General features: G+C 69.4%; 18 protein-coding genes and 1 tRNA gene. 8 read left to right on the forward strand and 11 right to left on the reverse strand.

Features of this window, described 5'->3' with window-relative positions; translation table 11 throughout:
• Positions 1 to 30: 30 nt before the first annotated feature.
• The 5 genes from OG623_RS17480 to OG623_RS17500 all read right to left on the reverse strand — a co-directional run bounded on the left by OG623_RS17480 (position 31) and on the right by OG623_RS17500 (position 5,928).
• The gene (locus OG623_RS17480) at positions 31 to 1,488 is read right to left on the reverse strand and encodes a peptidoglycan D,D-transpeptidase FtsI family protein (RefSeq protein ID WP_406147544.1); all 1,458 of its coding nucleotides are present in this window, start codon (positions 1,486 to 1,488) and stop codon (positions 31 to 33) included.
• Entirely contained in the window at positions 1,485 to 2,885 is a 1,401-nt protein-coding gene (locus OG623_RS17485) for an FtsW/RodA/SpoVE family cell cycle protein (protein WP_406147546.1), read from the reverse strand. The genes OG623_RS17480 and OG623_RS17485 overlap by 4 nt, the downstream gene beginning before the upstream one ends.
• Positions 2,886 to 2,906: 21 nt before the next feature.
• Entirely contained in the window at positions 2,907 to 4,403 is a 1,497-nt protein-coding gene (locus OG623_RS17490) for a Stp1/IreP family PP2C-type Ser/Thr phosphatase (protein ID WP_406147548.1), read from the reverse strand.
• A gap of 129 nt (positions 4,404 to 4,532) precedes the next feature.
• Positions 4,533 to 5,054 carry an FHA domain-containing protein gene (locus OG623_RS17495; RefSeq protein WP_362886249.1) on the reverse strand — a complete coding sequence of 174 codons (522 nt, stop codon included), beginning with the start codon at positions 5,052 to 5,054 and terminating at the stop codon, positions 4,533 to 4,535.
• Positions 5,055 to 5,064: 10 nt separating this feature from the next.
• Positions 5,065 to 5,928: an FhaA domain-containing protein gene (locus OG623_RS17500; RefSeq protein ID WP_406147551.1), complete on the reverse strand. Its 864-nt coding sequence runs from the start codon at positions 5,926 to 5,928 to the stop codon at positions 5,065 to 5,067.
• A 327-nt stretch (positions 5,929 to 6,255) separates the two neighbouring features.
• Here OG623_RS17500 and OG623_RS17505 point away from each other — a divergent pair.
• Positions 6,256 to 6,338: transfer RNA gene (locus tag OG623_RS17505), tRNA-Leu, on the forward strand.
• A 240-nt stretch (positions 6,339 to 6,578) separates the two neighbouring features.
• Here OG623_RS17505 and OG623_RS17510 read toward each other — a convergent pair.
• On the reverse strand, positions 6,579 to 7,190 hold the full coding sequence (locus tag OG623_RS17510; protein ID WP_406147553.1) for an FMN-dependent NADH-azoreductase: 612 nt from the start codon (positions 7,188 to 7,190) through the stop codon (positions 6,579 to 6,581).
• A gap of 129 nt (positions 7,191 to 7,319) precedes the next feature.
• On the opposite strand from OG623_RS17510, the gene OG623_RS17515 reads away from it, so the two are divergent.
• The 4 genes from OG623_RS17515 (at position 7,320) to OG623_RS17530 (ending at position 10,635) form a co-directional block, all read left to right on the forward strand.
• Positions 7,320 to 7,664, forward strand: a complete 345-nt coding sequence (locus OG623_RS17515) for a winged helix-turn-helix transcriptional regulator (protein ID WP_406147555.1) — start codon at positions 7,320 to 7,322, stop codon at positions 7,662 to 7,664.
• A 145-nt stretch (positions 7,665 to 7,809) separates the two neighbouring features.
• A complete protein-coding gene (locus OG623_RS17520) occupies positions 7,810 to 9,267 on the forward strand; it encodes a DUF2252 domain-containing protein (protein ID WP_406147556.1) in 1,458 nt (485 codons plus the stop codon).
• A gap of 57 nt (positions 9,268 to 9,324) precedes the next feature.
• Positions 9,325 to 10,230 (forward strand): J domain-containing protein, encoded by a 906-nt coding sequence (locus OG623_RS17525; RefSeq protein WP_406147558.1) that lies wholly within the window; start codon positions 9,325 to 9,327, stop codon positions 10,228 to 10,230.
• Between the two features lie 60 nt (positions 10,231 to 10,290).
• Positions 10,291 to 10,635: a rhodanese-like domain-containing protein gene (locus OG623_RS17530; RefSeq protein WP_406147559.1), complete on the forward strand. Its 345-nt coding sequence runs from the start codon at positions 10,291 to 10,293 to the stop codon at positions 10,633 to 10,635.
• A 218-nt stretch (positions 10,636 to 10,853) separates the two neighbouring features.
• Here OG623_RS17530 and OG623_RS17535 read toward each other — a convergent pair whose 3' ends face one another.
• From OG623_RS17535 to paaA, 5 genes are read right to left on the reverse strand one after another with little or no spacing between them, the layout of a single operon-like run.
• Positions 10,854 to 11,915, reverse strand: coding sequence for a 2Fe-2S iron-sulfur cluster-binding protein (locus tag OG623_RS17535; RefSeq protein ID WP_406147560.1), 1,062 nt, complete (start codon positions 11,913 to 11,915; stop codon positions 10,854 to 10,856).
• Positions 11,916 to 12,413: a 1,2-phenylacetyl-CoA epoxidase subunit PaaD gene (gene paaD, locus OG623_RS17540; protein WP_406151873.1), complete on the reverse strand. Its 498-nt coding sequence runs from the start codon at positions 12,411 to 12,413 to the stop codon at positions 11,916 to 11,918.
• Positions 12,410 to 13,111: a 1,2-phenylacetyl-CoA epoxidase subunit PaaC gene (gene paaC / locus OG623_RS17545; protein WP_406147561.1), complete on the reverse strand. Its 702-nt coding sequence runs from the start codon at positions 13,109 to 13,111 to the stop codon at positions 12,410 to 12,412. The genes paaD and paaC overlap by 4 nt, the downstream gene beginning before the upstream one ends.
• Positions 13,108 to 13,395 (reverse strand): 1,2-phenylacetyl-CoA epoxidase subunit PaaB, encoded by a 288-nt coding sequence (gene paaB / locus OG623_RS17550; protein ID WP_406147562.1) that lies wholly within the window; start codon positions 13,393 to 13,395, stop codon positions 13,108 to 13,110. Before paaB ends, paaC begins: the two co-directional genes overlap by 4 nt.
• Positions 13,392 to 14,411, reverse strand: a complete 1,020-nt coding sequence (paaA, locus tag OG623_RS17555; RefSeq protein ID WP_406147563.1) for a 1,2-phenylacetyl-CoA epoxidase subunit PaaA — start codon at positions 14,409 to 14,411, stop codon at positions 13,392 to 13,394. Before paaA ends, paaB begins: the two co-directional genes overlap by 4 nt.
• Positions 14,412 to 14,526: 115 nt before the next feature.
• Between paaA and OG623_RS17560 the strand changes: the two genes are divergently transcribed.
• The 3 genes from OG623_RS17560 (at position 14,527) to OG623_RS17570 (ending at position 17,398) form a co-directional block, all read left to right on the forward strand.
• A complete protein-coding gene (locus OG623_RS17560) occupies positions 14,527 to 15,387 on the forward strand; it encodes a DUF5819 family protein (RefSeq protein WP_406151875.1) in 861 nt (286 codons plus the stop codon).
• Between the two features lie 104 nt (positions 15,388 to 15,491).
• On the forward strand, positions 15,492 to 16,691 hold the full coding sequence (locus OG623_RS17565) for an HTTM domain-containing protein (RefSeq protein ID WP_406147564.1): 1,200 nt from the start codon (positions 15,492 to 15,494) through the stop codon (positions 16,689 to 16,691).
• The gene (locus OG623_RS17570; protein WP_406147565.1) at positions 16,688 to 17,398 is read left to right on the forward strand and encodes a TrmH family RNA methyltransferase; all 711 of its coding nucleotides are present in this window, start codon (positions 16,688 to 16,690) and stop codon (positions 17,396 to 17,398) included. Before OG623_RS17565 ends, OG623_RS17570 begins: the two co-directional genes overlap by 4 nt.
• Positions 17,399 to 17,400 lie beyond the last annotated feature (2 nt).

Below are 17,400 nucleotides of genomic sequence, written 5' to 3' on the forward strand. Positions count from 1 at the left end.
TGCCGGTGTGGACAGAAGTTGTGACGGGTGTCACTGCTTTCCGTCGAGTACCGCCTTCATCACGTTCTTGGCGATCGGAGCCGCCAGGCCGCCTCCGGAGATGTCGTCCCGGTTGGCGTTGCCGTCCTCGACCACCACGGCGACGGCGACCGGGGAGCCGCTGTCGGTCTTGGCGTACGAGATGAACCAGGCGTACGGGTCCTCGCTGTTGCTGAGGCCGTGCTGGGCGGTACCGGTCTTGCCGCCGACAGTGACGCCATCGATCTTCGCGTTGGTTCCCGTGCCGTCGTTGACCACGGTCTCCATCATCTGCTGCACCTTCTGGGCGTTCTCCGCCGAGAGCGGCTCACTGAGCTGCTCCTTCTCGTGCGTGTAGATGACGTCCAGGTTGGGCGCCTGGCGCTGGGCGACCATGTACGGCTGCATGAGCTTGCCGTCGTTGGCGATCGAGGACGCCACCATGGCCATCTGGAGCGGGGTGGCGCGGTTGGACGCCTGGCCGATGCCCGCCATGGCGTTCTGCGGCTGGTTGTCCTTCGGGTAGACGCTGGCCTCGGCCCGGACCGGAGTGAAGACTTCCTTGTTGAAGCCGAACTTGTCCGCCTGCTCGATCATCTTCTTGTTGCCGAGGTCGTCGCTCACCTTGCCGAACACGCTGTTGCAGGACATCCGCAGGGCTTCCCGGAGCGAGACGTCCTTGCAGGGGATGTTGTTCTCGTTCGGCAGCGGCTGGGTCGACTGCGGGAGCTGCCAGGGCAGCGGGGAGTCCGTCTTCGCGTCGATGTCGGTGTAGAGGCCGTTCTCCAGGGCGGCGGCGGCCGTGACGACCTTGAACGTCGAGCCGGGCGGGTAGGTCTCCCGCAGCGCCCGGTTCAGCATCGGCTTGTCCTCGTCCTTGAGGAGCTTCTGCCGGGCGTCGGAGTCCTTCATGGAGTTGCCCGCGAAGACCGAGGGGTCGTACGAGGGGGTGCTGGCCAGGGCGAGGATGGCGCCGGTCTGTGGGTCGAGCGCGGCGACCGCGCCCTTCTTGTCGCCGAGGCCCTCGAAGGCGGCCTTCTGGGCGGCGCCGTTGAGCGTGGTGACAATGTTCCCGCCGGTCTTCTTCTCACCGGTGAACATCGACAGGGTGCGGTCGAAGAACAGGTCGTCACTGTTGCCGGTGAGGATGCCGTCCTCGATGCTCTCCAGCTGCGAGGAGTCGAAGGCCTGAGAGGAGTAGCCGGTGACGGGCGCCCACATGGGGCCGTCCTTCCAGACGCGCTTGTACGCGAAGTCGCTGCCCGAGGTCTTGACGGACCCCGTGACGGGCTCGCCGTCGACGATGATGTTGCCGCGCTCGTGGGCGTAACGCTCGATCTGGACGCGGCGGTTGTGCTCGTTGGCGTTGAGCTCGTCGGCACGGACGTACTGGATGTAGTTCGTGCGGATCAGCAGGGCCAGGACGAGGATGCCGCAGAACATCGCGATCCTGCGGAGCGGCTTGTTCATGGGCGGACCACCTGGGTCATCTCGGCGTCCGGGGACGGTGCGGGTGCCGGTGCGGGGCGCCGGGCCGTGTCGCTGATTCTGATCAGGATCCCGATGAGCGCCCAGTTGGCGATGACGGATGAACCACCGGCCGCGAGGAACGGCATGGTCATACCCGTCAGCGGGATGAGCCCCATGACACCGCCGGCGACGACGAAGACCTGGATGGCGAAGGAACCGGACAGGCCGATCGCCAGGAGCTTGCCGAACGGGTCGCGGGCCGCGAGGGCGGTCCGGACGCCACGCTCGACGATCAGGCCGTAGATGAGAAGGATGCACATCATCCCCGCCAGGCCCAGCTCCTCGCCGACGGTCGCGAGGATGAAGTCGGAGTTGGCGGCGAAGCCGATCAGGTCGGAGTTGCCCTGGCCGAGGCCGGTGCCGAGGGTCCCTCCGGAGCCGAAGGCCATGAGCGACTTGGCCATCTGCTCGCTGGCCGCGATCTTGCCCCAGCCCGCGAAGGGGTCGAGCCAGGCGGTGACACGGTCCTGGACGTGCGGCTCGAAGGTGGCCACACCGACCGCGCCGGCGCCCGACATCAGCAGACCGAAGACGATCCAGCTGGTGCGCTCGGTGGCGACGTACAGCATGACGACGAACATGCCGAAGAACAGCAGCGACGATCCCAGGTCGGTCTCGAAGACCAGGATGAGGATCGAGAACGCCCAGACCATGAGGATCGGTCCGAGGTCACGGCCGCGGGGCAGGTAGAGCCCCATGAAGCGGCGGCTGGCCAGGGCCAGGGCGTCACGCTTGACCATGAGGTAGCCGGCGAAGAACACCGCGATGATGATCTTGGCGAACTCTCCCGGCTGGATCGTGCCGGCGCCGGGGATCTTGATCCAGATCTTGGCGCCGTTCACGGCCGGGAAGAACATCGGCAGGATCAGCAGGAACAGCGCGACCAGCATGGAGATGTAGGTGTAGCGCTGCAGGATCCGGTGGTCCTTGAGGGCGATGAGGACGACGACCATGATGGCTACGCCCACAGCCGAGAACATCAGCTGCTTGGAGGCCGCCGCCGCGAAGTTCGGGGTCGCCTGGAAGCGCTCCGACTGGTCCAGCCGCCAGATGATGGCCAGGCCCAGCCCGTTCAGCAGCGTCGCCAGCGGCAGCAGCAGCGGGTCCGCGTACGGGGCGAATCTCCGTACGGCGATGTGTGCCACGCCTCCGAGCAGCGCGAGGCCCAGACCGTAGCCGAGCATGCCGGCGGGCAGTTCGCCGTTGAGGGCGAGGCCCACGTTGGCGTACGCGAACACCGAGATCAGGACGGCGAAAATGACCAGCGCCAGCTCGGTGTTACGCCTGCTCGGCGCGTCGATCGCGCCGATGGTGGTGGTGTTGGTGACAACGCTCATGTGCTGAAGGCCCCCTACGGCTTACTGCTTACCGCACTGCAGGGCCAGCTTCTTCTCTTCCTCCGAGAGGCTGGGGCCGGGAGTGGGAGTCGCGGTGGTCTTGGTCCCCTTGGCGGGCGACGTGGCTGACGTGCTGTCGGAGGCGGTGCCGGTCTCGCCCTTGTTCGTGTCCTTGGCGGTATCGGTTTCCGCCTCGGCGGCGCGGCGCTGCGCATCCTTCTTGCAGGCGGAGGCCTGTGCGTCGAGCTCGCTGATCTTCTTGCGGGCATCGGCGAGGTCACCCTGGGAGATGGTCGCCTCGACCTTCTTGCGCCAGTAGGGCGGGAGGTACTTCAGTTCGATCGTGGTGTCCTCTTCGACCTTCGAGAGGGACACCCAGGCGAGGTCCTGGCTGATGCCGCGGAACAGCGCGACGTTGTCGCCCTTCGCGCCGACGTAGAACTGCGTCTGGGTCCAGCGGTATCCGCCGTAGACGCCACCGCCGATGACGGCCAGCGCGAGCACGATGTAGAAGGACCGCTTCAGCCACCTGCGACGGCCGCGTGGCTTGATGAAGTCGTCGTCGGTGTACGCGTCGAAGGCGCCGTCCGGACCTGCGCCGTAGCCCAGGTCGTCGCCGCTGCCGGGAGGACCGAAGCCCCCGGCCGGCGGCGGCACGGGGCGGCCGAGGCCGGCCGCGCGGCCCGCGGGTGTCTCCATCGCGCTGCCGTCGTTCGCCTGGGCGGCCTGGTTCTCGGCGACCGCACCGACGATGACCGGGGTGTCGTTGAGTTGCTCGGCCACGGTGTCGTTGCTGTCGACGTCCAGGACGTCCGCGACGATGCAGGTGATGTTGTCGGGACCGCCGCCGCGCAGGGCGAGCTGGATGAGGTCCTGGATGGTCTCCTGCGGGCCCTGGTAGCTGGCCAGGGTCTCTTCCATCGTCTGGTGGGAGACGACGCCGGAGAGTCCGTCCGAGCAGATCAGATAGCGGTCGCCGGCGCGCACCTCCCGGACGGAGAGATCGGGCTCCACATGGTCGCCGCTGCCCAGCGCGCGCATCAGCAGGGAGCGCTGGGGGTGGGTGGTGGCCTCTTCCTCGGTGATCCTGCCCTCGTCGACGAGACGCTGCACCCAGGTGTGGTCCTGGGTGATCTGCGTCAGGACGCCGTCCCTGAGCAGGTAGGCGCGCGAGTCCCCGACGTGGACGAGGCCGAGGCGCTGACCGGTCCAGAGCAGGGCCGTGAGCGTCGTGCCCATGCCCTCCAGCTGGGGGTCCTCCTCGACCATGACGCGCAGCTGGTCGTTGGCACGCTGGACCGCCGTACCGAGCGAGGTCAGGATGTCGGAGCCCGGGACGTCGTCGTCGAGCTGGACCAGCGCGGAGATCACCTCTGAGCTGGCGACCTCGCCGGCCGCCTGGCCGCCCATGCCGTCGGCGATGGCGAGAAGGCGGGGGCCGGCATAGCCGGAGTCCTCGTTGCCTTCCCGGATCATGCCCTTGTGCGATCCGGCGGCGAAGCGCAGGGACAAGCTCATGCGCACCTCGCCCGTCGGCTCGGGGTACAGCCGGTCTCGAGCCACACTGCCCACCCTCCGGTCGGGAGCCTGGCCGGGTCCGTCGTGAGGACCGCGGCGGCTCGCTCGCTCCGCTCGCTCATTGTCGTACTACTTCCGCAGCTCGATGACGGTCTTGCCGATGCGGATCGGCGCGCCCAGCGGAACAGGTGTCGGGGTGGTGAGCCGGGTCCGGTCGAGATAGGTGCCGTTGGTGGACCCGAGATCCTCGACGATCCACTGGCCGTCACGGTCCGGGTAGATCCTGGCATGCCTGCTGGACGCATAGTCGTCATCCAGCACGATCGTTGAATCGTGCGCCCGTCCCAGGGTGATGGTCTGGCCCTGGAGCGCGACGGTGGTGCCGGTGAGCGTGCCTTCGGAGACGACCAGCTTGGTGGGTGCTCCGCGGCGCTGGCGCCCGGACTGCTGGCGCTGCTGAGGCGGCGCTGCTTGTTGCTGCTGTTGGCGGCCCTGTTGCGGGCGGGCGTCAGCGGCAGTGCGGCGTGAGCCGCGCTGCGTGACGCGCGTACCGAACAGGTCGCTGCGAATGACCTGGACGGCCACGATTACGAATAGCCACAGAACAGCCAGGAAACCTAGCCGCATGACCGTCAGGGTCAGCTCTGACATTGCCCCCGCTTCACCCTTCGGCTTGCCGGTAAACGATGGTGGTGCTGCCCACGACGATTCGCGAGCCGTCGCGGAGCGTAGCGCGGGTGGTGTGCTGCCCGTCCACCACGATGCCGTTGGTGGACCCGAGATCCTGGATGGTCGAGGGCGTTCCTGTCCGGATCTCACAGTGCCGACGCGATACGCCGGGGTCGTCGATCCGCACGTCGGCGTCGGTGCTTCGTCCCATCACCAACGTCGGGCGGGAGATCTGATGGCGGGTGCCGTTGATCTCGATCCAGCGCCGCACCTGGGCGTCCGGCACGGGGCCGGACGCGGCCGGTGGGCGCCAGTCGCTGGAAGGGCCTCCCGGGCGCCCGGAGCCCGGCGGTGGGGCCGCGGGCATGGGCGGGGCGGAAGCCGGCGGGTAGCCGTAGCCGCCCTGCCCCTGCGGGGCGCCGGGACGGTTCGGCTGGGCATGGGGGGCCGGGCCGTTCTGCTGGCCGCCCTGCTGTGACGAACTCGACGCCAAGGTCCGGCTGCGCACGCGGTAGAGACCCGTGTCGAGGTCGTCCGCCTTCTCCAGGTGGACCTTGATCGGCCCCATGAAGGTGTAGCGCTGCTGCTTGGCGTAGTCACGTACGAGGCCGGACAGCTCGTCGCCCAGCTGCCCGGAGTACGGGCTGAGCCGTTCGAAGTCCGGGGTGCTGAGCTCGACGATGAAGTCGTTGGGCACGACCGTCCGCTCGCGGTTCCAGATCGTTGCGTTGTTGTCGCACTCGCGCTGGAGGGCTCCCGCGATCTCGACCGGCTGCACCTCGGACTTGAAGACCTTGGCGAAGGTGCCATTGACAAGACCTTCGAGACGCTGCTCGAAACGCTTCATGACTCCCATGGGGCACCTCCTCCGGTGTCGTCGTCCCTGTACTGCTTACTGATCGTATCCACGCGTCGGGAAATCGGCTGGTTCCCCTTGTCTGCACAGTGGATGAGTGTCACCTCTCACACGGATCGTAGAGGTGGCCTCCTGACAGTGTCCCGCACTCCGGGTGCACTCAGGAGGAGTGGGGCCAGGCTTTCCGCGTTCCCGGTTCACCTCGCGTGTCCGATCACGTGTCCGGCGAAACAACGGATGTGAATCCACCCTGTCCAGCGTGCTAATCTTCCGGATGTCGCCAGGCGCTCACACCACTCGGTGGGAGAGTCTGAAAACACCACTCATGCGCGAGTGGCGGAACGGCAGACGCGCTGGCTTCAGGTGCCAGTGTCCTTAGGGACGTGGGGGTTCAAATCCCCCCTCGCGCACAACGGGCAGTCGCTTGCGACCGCCGGGTTGGTTCGACAGAACCCCCGCACCGGAGAGATCCGGTGCGGGGGTTCTTCGTTGTGTGACGATCCGCATCTGACGTTTCACGTGAAACATCGGATCCGGACCGTTATGCAACGAGACGCTTCGGGCGGGCCGACCCCTTCTGAGAGCTCCCGGGCTCCCGGGGCTCCTGGGCTCCGGAGGCTCCCGGGGCTCCAGCTGCTCCAGGTGCTCCGTCAGGCCGCGAGGCGTGCTGCCAGCGCCTTGGCCTTCTCTGCCGCGTCGGTGAACGCCTGGGTGCGGGAGGCGTCGGCGAGGGGGATGAGCTCGGCCATCTCCGGCTTCGTGTGTGCCAGCGTCAACTCCGGGACGATGAAGTCGACTTCGGCGCCCAGCATGCCCGTCAGGACCTTCTCCAGGTAGTTCCGGACGAACTCGAAGTCCTCGCGCGGGGTGCCGGGAGCATACGAACCGCCTCGGCTGGCCACCACGGTGAACGGCGTGCCGGCGACCGGGCTGTCCGGACCCGCGTTGTGGCCGACGATGATCACCTGGTCCAGCCATGCCTTCAGCGTGGACGGGATGGAGAAGTTGTACATCGGTGCGCCGATGAGTACGGCGTCCGCGGCGGCCAGCTCGGCCGCGAGCTCCCCGCGCAGTGTGTCCTCGGCGCCGGCGGCTATGGCCGAGGCGTCCAGGTGGGGCAGGGGCGTGGCGGCAAGGTCGCGGTACACGACGTCGCCGTCGGGGTGCTGCTCGCGCCAGGCCGTGACGAAGGCCGCGGTGACCTCCCGGGATGTGGAGCCCTGGGGGAAGGCGGCGGAGTCGAGGTGCAGAAGCGTGGCCATGGGGTTCTCCGTAGGGGTCGGGTGTGCGCGGCTCGGTGATCGCATTGCCGCTTTTCAGTGCGTACCTATTAATAACATAGCCCCTTACTTTTCATAAGCTCCGCACGCCCGAGCAGTACTCTGGGGGACATGGCGGATCACAGCGAGCAGTCCTGTCGGCAGGTGGATGCGAGCATCACGCGCGTCTTCGAGCTGTTCGGGAAGCGCTGGACCGGCCCGATCGTCTCGGTGCTGATGCAGCAGCCGGTGCACTTCGCGGACCTCAGGCGGGCGATTCCGGGGATCAGCGAGCGGATGCTCTCGGACCGGCTGTCGGAACTGGGTGCGGCCGGCCTCGTGGTGCGTGAGGTCGACGAGGGGCCTCCGCTGCGGGTCGCGTACCGGCTGACGGAGGCGGGGGCGGCCATGGAGCCCGCACTCAAGGAGCTCGGACGGTGGGCGGACGCCTATCTGGAGGGCTCGGGGGGCTGCTGAGCCCAGGACTCCCCAGGAGGTTGTCCACAGGCCGGATCCCGGGTTGTCCACAGGGGCAGACGGCTGCGACGGAGCGGCTGTACCGTCGTCCGCAGTTGATGTTGGTCGGGACGGAACGGCTGACGAGGGCGGGGGAGGCGGCTCCATGGGCGAGGTCGAGGCAGCTGTGCCGGGACAGCAGGCGGCGGGGGACAGGCGCATTCCGGTCGTTCCCGGTTTCGCGCGCCGTGTGGCCGGAGGTGCCCTGCCGTCCGGGACCGGGGCGGTGCCCCCCAAGGCGGCCGGCAAGGCACTCAGGCTCGAGGTGCCCAGGTCCGCGCACAGCTCCCTGGTCCTGCCCGCCGGGAGGCCGGACGCGGTGCGGGCGGTCGAGGAGTCGAACCACGGCCGGGTGCCGGGCCTCACACCGATACGGGTGGGGCGGATGGCGGAGACACCGTTCGCTTTTCTGCGTGGCTCGGCCGGCCTGATGGCACATGACCTGACGGGCACCCCGGTCACGGGGGTGGGCGCCCAGCTCTGCGGCGACGCGCACGCGGCGAATTTCGGTCTGTACGGCGACGCGCGCGGCAACCTGGTCATCGATCTCAACGACTTCGACGAGACGGTGTTCGGCCCGTGGGAGTGGGACCTCAAGCGGCTCGCCACCTCGCTGGTGCTCGCCGGCAGGCTGGCCGGGGCGGACGAGGACACCTGCCGGCAGGGTGCGTACGACACGGTGGGCGCCTACCGGCGCACGATGCGTCTGCTGGCCGGGCTGCCCGCGCTCGACGCGTGGAACGCCATCGCGGACGAGGAGCTCGTCTCGCACACCGACGCACGGGACCTGCTGGGGACGCTGGAGCGGGTCTCCGCCAAGGCGCGGAACAACACCAGCGCCCGCTTCGCGGCCAGGTCCACGCAGGACGCCGAGGACGGCGGTCGCCGCTTCGTCGACGCGCCGCCGGTGCTGCGCAGGGTGCCCGACGCGGAGGCGGCAGCCGTCGCTGCGGGGCTCGAGGGCTACCTCGGGACGATCTCGGAGGACCGGCTGCCGCTGCTCGCCCGCTACGCGATCCACGATGTGGCGTTCCGGGTGGTCGGCACGGGAAGCGTGGGCACCCGTTCGTATGTCGTCCTGCTGCTCGACCACCGTGGCGAGCCACTGGTCCTCCAGGTGAAGGAGGCCCGTCCCTCCGCGCTCTCCCCCTATCTCCCGCAGGCCGGCTTCGAGGTGCCTGAGGTGCTGCACGAGGGGCGCCGGGTGGTGCTCGGACAGAAGCGGATGCAGGTCGTCAGCGACATATTGCTCGGCTGGGCCGAGGTCGACGGCCGGCCCTATCAGGTACGCCAGTTCAGGAATCGCAAGGGCAGCGTGGACCCGGCCGCGCTCGCGGCGGAACAGGTGGACGACTACGGGCGCATGACGGGCGCGCTGCTGGCCCGGGCCCATGCGCACAGCGCCGATCCCCGGCTGCTCGCGGGCTACTGCGGGAAGAACGCCGAACTGGACACGGCGGTGGCCGATTTCGCCGTGACCTACGCGGACAGGACCGAGGCGGACCACGCGGAGCTCGTCCGGGCTGTGCGAGCCGGGCGGATAGCCGCCGAGCTCGGTGTCTGAGCGGGTCCTGCGGCCACCGTGTCTCCGCGGCGTCGGCCGTGGCCATACGCTGGACGGGTGACCCACGAAGCCGCCGGGGTGCCGACCACCCGGAACGACGAAGACCGGCAGAACCAGGACCGGCAGGACGAGCCTCCTGTGCGGGAGGAGCCCCCCGCGCAGGCGCAGGATGCGCCGAAGGCTGGTCCCGACCGGCCCGAGGAGCGGCTCGCCAAAGCTGTCCGGGTGGCCGAGCAGGCGCTGATCGAGTTCGAGATCGCGGTGGAGACCTTCCGGGTCGAGGTGGAGAACTTCTCCCGGCTGCACCATCAGAAGCTCGGCCCGATGTATGCGCGGCTCGACGAGCTCGACGCGCAGATCGCGGAGGCGCGGGCCGCGAGGACCGGAGATCCGGAGGATCTGCGCAAGGCCCAGGAGGCGCGGGCGATCGTCATGCCGATGCCCGGGGTCGACGAGCTCTTCCACGACTGGATGGACTCGGACGGTCTGTCGCCGGAGGCCTCGGCCATGCTCACCGAGCAGCCCGTCCGGCCGCCGAAGCGGGTCAGACCGAGCGAGGAGGCGCGCAAGCTCTACCGGGAGCTGGCTCGTCAGGCCCACCCGGATCTGGCACCGGACGAGACGGAGCGGACGCGGCGGGACGAGTTCATCACCCGTGTGAACGCGGCCTACGGGCGCGGCGATGTGGCGTTGCTGAAGGAGCTGGCAGCCGAGTGGGCAGCGGGGCCCCTGACGCCGGAGCGGCAGCTGAGCGAGAGCGAGGAGCTCTATGCGCGGCTTGAGTGGCTCAGCCGCCGCAAGGAGCTGCTGACGGTTCTCGCCCAGGAGCTGGAGGAGAGCGCGATCGGCTCGATGCTGAAGATGGCGCCGGACGACCCCGATGGGCTGCTGGACGACATCGGCGAGAAGCTTCTGGCGGATGTGGCCCGGCGTGAGGACGAGCTGGCGGGGCTGGTGCAGTAGCGTTCCGGATGCCCCTGGCGCGCACGTACGAGACGCGCACGTACGAGAGAAGGCTTACCCATGAATTTCGCTGCACTGCCCTCGGTGGATGCCGCGGCGGTCCCGTCCGACGGCTTCGTGCTGGACGTCCGGGAGAACGACGAGTGGGCGGCCGGGCATGTCGATGGGGCGCTGCACATTCCCATGAGTGACTTCGTGGGCCGCTTCGGCGAGCTGACCGAGGCGGCCGACGACGGTCGGCGTGTGCATGTGATGTGCCGTGTCGGGGGCCGGTCGGCCCAGGTTACTCAGTACCTGGTGCAGCAGGGGGTCGACGCCGTGAACATCGACGGCGGCATGCTGGCCTGGGACGGCGCCGGGCGCCCCATGGTCACGGACGACGGAAGCTCCGCCTTCGTCCTCTGAGGTCCCTGTGCCGGGGCTCCTGCGCCGAGGCCCGCTGTGTTGAGACGCGCTGTGTTGCGGCCCGCTGTGCGGACGAGTGCATGCCCCTGCGCGGACGGATCGCGGACGTGTTCCGGCCCCTGGCCGGACAACCGGACAACCGGACAGGGGGTGTGCGGGGCGGCCCTTGGGCCCTGTGGGCGGTCGTCGGCGGAGGTCAGCGGTTCGTCAGAGGCCCGTCAGCGGTCGAAGTCCAGCTCGACCTCCGGAGTGACGGGGTGCGACTGGCAGGCCAGGACGAAGCCGGCCCCGGTCTCCTCCGGCTCCAGCGCGAAGTTGCGGTCCATCCGCACTTCGCCCGAGACCAGGAAGGCCCGGCAGGTCCCGCACACGCCTCCCTTGCAGGCATACGGGGCGTCCGAGCGGCTTCGCAGCACCGTGTCCAGGAGCGATTCGCCGTCCTGCACCGGCCAGCTCCCCGACCGTCCGTCGAGTGTCGCCGTGAGCCTGCTCTCCGAGGGCGTGGCGACCCGGGCGGCCGCCGGCAGAGCCGTCGTCTCCTCGGCGACGTGGAAGATCTCCTGATGGATGCGGGACCGGTCGGCGCCGAGTGCCCGCAGGGCTTCCTCCGCTCCCCGGACCAGGCCGAGCGGCCCGCACAGGAACCAGCCGTCCACATCGGGCACCGAAAGCAGCGCGGGCAGCAGCCCGGTGAGCCGCTCGCGGTCCAGCCGGCCCGAGGGGAGCCCGGCAGCCTGTTCCTCCCGCGAGAGCGCGGTCACCAGCTGGAAGCGGTCCGGATAGCGGTCCTTGAGGTCCGCGACCTCGTCGAGGAACATCGTGGACGCGGCCGTCCTGTCGCTACGGACCAGACAGAAGCGCGCCGCAGGCTCCCGCGCCAGCAATGTCGCCGCGATCGACAGCACCGGGGTGATACCGCTGCCACCGACGATCGCTGCGAAGTGGCCCGGACGCGGGGGCAGGACGAAACGGCCCATCGGCGCCATCGCCGCCAACTGGTCCCCCACGGCCAGCTCCTTGAGCGCGTACGTCGAGAACGCGCCGCCGTCGACCAGGCGGATGCCCACCCGCAGCAAGGGGTCGCCCGGCTGCTCGGTGGCCGGTGCGCAGATCGAGTACGACCGCCGGATCTCCTCGCCGTCCACGCGGTAGCGCACGTTCAGATGCTGGCCAGGGGTGTGGCGGAAGGTCTCACGCAGTTCGGGCGGCACGGCGAAGGTGACGGCCACCGCGTCGTCCGTGATCCGTTCGATCGCGCTGACCCGGAGCGGATGGAACATCTACAACTCCTTGAAGTGGTCGAACGGTTCACGGCAGGCGACACAACGGCGCAGCGCCTTGCACGCCGTGGAGGAGAAACGGCTCAGCAGCTCCGTGTCCGTGGAACCGCAGTGCGGGCAGCGCACCGAGAGCGTCAGCGGGACCGGTCCGCCGGTCCCGCCCCCGGGACGCGGCGGCGCTATGCCGAACTCCGCGAGCTTGCGGCGCCCTTCGTCGCTGATGTCGTCGGTCGACCAGGCCGGGGCGAGCACCGTGACCACGGACACCTCGCCGACACCGTGCTCGTGCAGCACACGCTCGATGTCCGCGGACATGCTCGCGATGGCGGGGCACCCCGTGTACGTCGGGGTGAGTCGCACCGTGACCTTGTCCGGTCCCTCCACCCGCACTCCGCGGAGCACGCCGAGCTCGTCCAGCGTGATCACCGGCAGCTCGGGGTCGGGCACGGAGCCCGCCAGTCGGTGGAGCTCCGCCTCCAGCGGGGTCTCGGTGGTCACCATGACGCCCCCGGGTGGCTGCGGTGCAGATGCTGCATCTCGGCGAGCATCCGCCCGAACGGTTCTGTGTGCAGTCCCTGCCGGCCCGCTCCGGCTGTCCAGGACCCGGACTGCGGACCCTGAGGGACGGTCAGGGTGCCCCGCTCCACCACGGAGGTGACCGCCGCCAGCCAGGCGTCGCGCTGGGCGTCCCGGTCGACGTACACTCCCTCGACCGGTTCGAACAGCTCGCCGGTGAACCGCCACAGGGCGTCCAGCGCGCGCTGCATGCGCTCATGGCTTTCCGCGGTGCCGTCACCGAGGCGCAGGACCCACTGCTCCGCGTGGTCCCGGTGGTAGGCAACCTCCTTGACGGCTTTGGCTGCGAGATCCGCGAACTCGCCCTGACCGGCGGCCAGCTGCTCGTAGAGCAGGTGCTGGTGGACGGAGAAGTAGAGCTGGCGGGCGATCGTATGGGCGAAGTCGCCGTTCGGTTGCTCGACCAGCTGGACGTTGCGGAAGGCACGCTCCTCGCGGAGGTAGGCCAGCTGATCCTCGTCCCCCACCGTCGAGAGCAGCAATCTGGCCTGGCCCAGCAGATCCAGGGCGATGTTGGCCAGGGCCACCTCCTCCTCCAGCACGGGGGCGTGGCCCGCCCACTCCCCCAGCCGGTGCGAGAGCACCAGCGCGTCGTCGCCGAGGGCGAGAGCCGCGCTCACAGGTGCTTCACCCCGTCCGGGATCTCGTAGAACGTGGGGTGGCGGTAGGGCTTGTCGCCGGCCGGTTCGAAGAACGAGTCCTTCTCGTCCGGCGAGGATGCGGTGATCGCCGTCGAGGGAACCACCCAGAGGGAGACGCCCTCCGAGCGGCGTGTGTACAGATCGCGGGCATTGCGCAGAGCCATCTCGGCGTCCGGCGCGTGCAGGCTGCCCGCGTGGGTGTGGGACAGCCCGCGCCGGGATCGCACGAACACCTCCCACAGGGGCCAGTCGGTCGTGGTCATGCGGCCGCCTCCACGGGCCGGGCGGTCGCTCCGGGGGTACCGGAACGTGCCGCGTGTTTCTCCGCGTACGCCGCTGCCGCGTCGCGGACCCAGGCGCCCTCCTCGTGGGCCGTGCGCCGCTGGGTGAGTCGCTGTTCGTTGCAGGGGCCGTTGCCCTTGAGGACCTCCTGGAACTCCGTCCAGTCGATCGCTCCGTAGTCGTGCCGGCCCAGCTGCTCGTTCCACCGGATGTCGGGGTCGGGGAGCGCAAGCCCCAGCGCCTCGGCCTGGGGGACACAGATGTCCACGAAGCGCTGCCGCAGTTCGTCGTTCGAGTGGCGTTTGATCTTCCAGGCCATCGACTGTGCCGAGTGCGCCGAGGAGTCGTCGGGCGGGCCGAACATCATCAGAGAGGGCCACCACCAGCGGTTCACCGCGTCCTGCGCCATCTCGTGCTGGGCGGGGGTGCCCTGGCTGAGGGCGAGCAGCAGCTCGTACCCCTGGCGCTGGTGGAAGGACTCCTCCTTGCAGACCCGGACCATCGCGCGGGCGTACGGGCCGTAGGAGCAGCGGCACAGCGGCACCTGGTTGGTGATGGCGGCGCCGTCCACGAGCCAGCCGATGGCACCGACGTCCGCCCAGGTCAGCGTGGGGTAGTTGAAGATCGACGAATAGCGCTGCCGGCCCGCGTGCAGCTTGTCGAGGAGCTCATCGCGGCTGGTGCCCAGCGTCTCCGCCGCGCTGTACAGATAGAGGCCGTGCCCGGCCTCGTCCTGGACCTTCGCCATCAGGATCGCCTTGCGGCGGAGCGAGGGCGCCCGGCTGATCCAATTGGCCTCGGGCTGCATACCGATGATTTCGGAATGGGCGTGCTGGGCCATCTGACGGATCAGCGAGGCGCGGTAGGAGTCGGGCATCCAGTCCCGCGGCTCGATCCTGTCGTCGGCAGCCACCGTGGCGTCGAATGCCGCCAGACGCTCCGCATCCGCCGTGCCTGCCGTCCCCTGCGCCGTCTGGTCCGCAGTCACTGCCGTCATCCCGGGCTCCCTACCGACCGATCGTTCGGTTCCTTGGCTTCAATGGTGAGTCGGAGGCCCGTAGGGTGTCAACCCTGTGGATAACTGAGTGGTGATCGACGGTGAGCGGGGCACGATGGACGCGGACCACGGTGGGCGCACCGGAGACGGGAAGAAGCTCGCCTGGCCCGGCGTGACGAACCAACCGGAAGCGGATCAGGAAGCGCGCCAGGACACAGGTCTGGATCTGAATGCGGAGGCCGCGCCTCCCGGGGCCGAGGACGCCGCATCCGCCGACGGACCGGCCGGACGCCGAGCCGGCGGCGGCATGGCCGCGCTCTCGCTTCCGTACCAGATCGCCGCGGCGCTCGCGCTGTCCGGCATGGCGCTGCTGGCCTGCGCGCACATAGCCATGATCTTTCTGTACGTCGCACCGTCCAACACGCTGACGAAGCAGCATGGCGAGGTGGTCGACGACTGGGTGTTCCCGGAGTTCGAGCAGAACTGGAAGCTGTTCGCCCCCAATCCGCTCCAGCAGAACATCTCCGTCCATGTACGCGCCGAGCTGGCGGACGACGGGGCCGACGGCAGCAAGGTCACGTCCTGGATGGATCTCTCGCGTGAGGACGGCCAGGCGATACGCGGCAACCTCCTCCCCAGCCACGTCGACCAGAACGAGCTGCGCCGCGCCTGGGACTTCTTCACCGGGTCCCACGACAGCGAGAACCGGCCCAACGGCCTGCGCGGCGAGCTGTCCGAGCGCTACATCCGCCGCATCGTCATGCAGCGCCTCACCGAGCGCGGTTACGGAGGCACGGTCGAGCGCATCCAGGTGCGGTCCGGCACACGCTCCGTCAGTGCCCCGGAGTGGAGCGACGAGAAGATCAGCACGCGGACGGCATACCGGGAGCTCCCGTGGTGGACCGTCACCCCGTCCGACCTCCCGGGGTCGGCCACGACGGATCAGGTCTCGCAGGCAGCGAAGGTGGCGAAATGAGCGCCCCCGAGCCCGCCTCCCAGCCCCTGCCCTCCCCCACCCGCGCCCCGGGCGCCGGGAGCGCCGGGTCTGTGGGCCGGTCGCCCGCCCGTGCCCTCCAACGCGTGACGGCCACCCCCCTCGGTGCCTATCAGAGCGCTGTCGTCCGCATCGGTGTCTCCGCCACCTGGCTGCTGTTCCTGCTGCGCGAGCTGCCGCACCGCCACGAGCTGTACGGTCCCGACAGCCCGTGGAGCTGGGACATGGCGCGTCGGCTCATCGCCGAGAACGATGCCTTCACCGTCCTGATGTGGTCGGACGGCACGGTCTGGTTCGAGACCGTGTACGCGCTCGCGCTGGTGTCGGCCGCGCTGCTGCTGGTCGGCTGGCGGACCCGTGCCACGTCCGTCGTGTTCATGGCCGGGGTGCTCTCCCTGCAGAACCGCAGCATCTTCATGGGGGACGGCGGCGACAACGTCATCCACCTGATGGCGCTCTATCTGGTGCTGACCCGCTGCGCGCGGGTCTGGTCCCTGGACGCGCGCCGGGCGGCGAAGGACGCCGCATCCCTCGCGGAGGGAGGCCGGGCGGGCCGTGACGTCGCGGGACCGGTGCTGTGGGCGGTACTCGGCTGCGTCCTCCTGCCCGCCACCCTCATGGGAGGTCTCGGCGGCACCTGGTGGCTGCCGGTCCTGCTGTGGGTGGTGTGGCTGGGGAACGGGGCCTGGTGGGCGCTGAACCGCCGCTCGCCGGAGCATGAGCTGCGCGCCCTCCTCGAAGTCCTGGCCAACCTCGCCCACAACGCCGCCCTCTTCGTGATCATGGCCGAGGTGTGCCTGGTCTACGCGACCGCCGGCTGGTACAAGATCCAGGGTTCCCGCTGGCAGGACGGCACAGCGGTCTACTATCCGCTCAAGCTGGACTACTTCACCCCGTGGGCCGGGCTCTCCGGTCTGGTCGCCTCCAGCGCCCTGGTGATCATGGTGCTGACGTACGTGACGGTCATCGTGCAGGTGGCCTTCCCCTTCACGCTGTTCAACAGGGGCGTCAAGAACGTCCTGCTGGTCCTCATGATCGGTGAGCACGCGGGCATCTCCGTCCTGCTGGGACTGCCCTTCTTCTCCATGGCGATGATCGCGGCGGACGCCGTCTTCCTGCCGACGGCCTTCCTGGTGTGGCTGGGCCACCGGGTGTCGCGCGGCCGGCAGCGTCTCTTCTCCCGTGCGGCGGGCGGGCCCCGCCTCCCCGGGCAGCGCCGGGCGGGGCCGGACGACGAGGAGGCCACGCGCGGCGGCGCAGGCGATGGCCATACGCTCGTCGGGTGACCAGCGAGACCGGCAGTGCAGAAGAGCCCCGGGCGGCAGCCGAGCCCGGCCCGTCCGAGGAACCGATCCAGTACGACGAGGGGTACGGCTCCGCGATCGGTGTCGGGCCGCATCCGCTGCCCTGGCCCGAGGGGGAGCGCTACGACCCCGAGCTCCTCGCCCACGGCGACCGGCGCAATGTGGGTGACGCCTACCGGTACTGGACGCGGGAGGCGATCGTCGCCGATCTCGACCTGCGGCGGCACGACTTCCATGTGGCCGTGGAGAACTGGGGCCATGACTTCAACATCGGCTCGGTGGTGCGCACCGCCAACGCCTTCCTCGCGAAGGAGATCCACATCGTGGGCCGGCGGCGCTGGAACCGTCGGGGTGCCATGGTCACCGACCGCTACCAGCATGTGCGGCACCACCCGGACACGGAGGATCTGACCGCCTGGGCGGAGGCCGAGGGGCTGCCGATCATCGGCATCGACAACCTTCCCGGCGCCGTGCCGCTGGAGCGGACGGAGCTGCCGCGCCGGTGCGTCCTGCTGTTCGGGCAGGAAGGTCCCGGGCTGACGGAGGAAGCGCGCAAGCACGCCTCGATGGTGTGCTCGATCGCGCAATTCGGCTCGACGCGTTCGATCAACGCCGGTGCGGCCGCTGCCATCGCGATGCACGCCTGGGTGCAGCGGTACGCGGATGTCCCGGATCCGCGCAACGCGTGACA

Source organism: Streptomyces sp. NBC_01012 (assembly GCF_045162755.1).
Classification (GTDB): domain Bacteria; phylum Actinomycetota; class Actinomycetes; order Streptomycetales; family Streptomycetaceae; genus Streptomyces.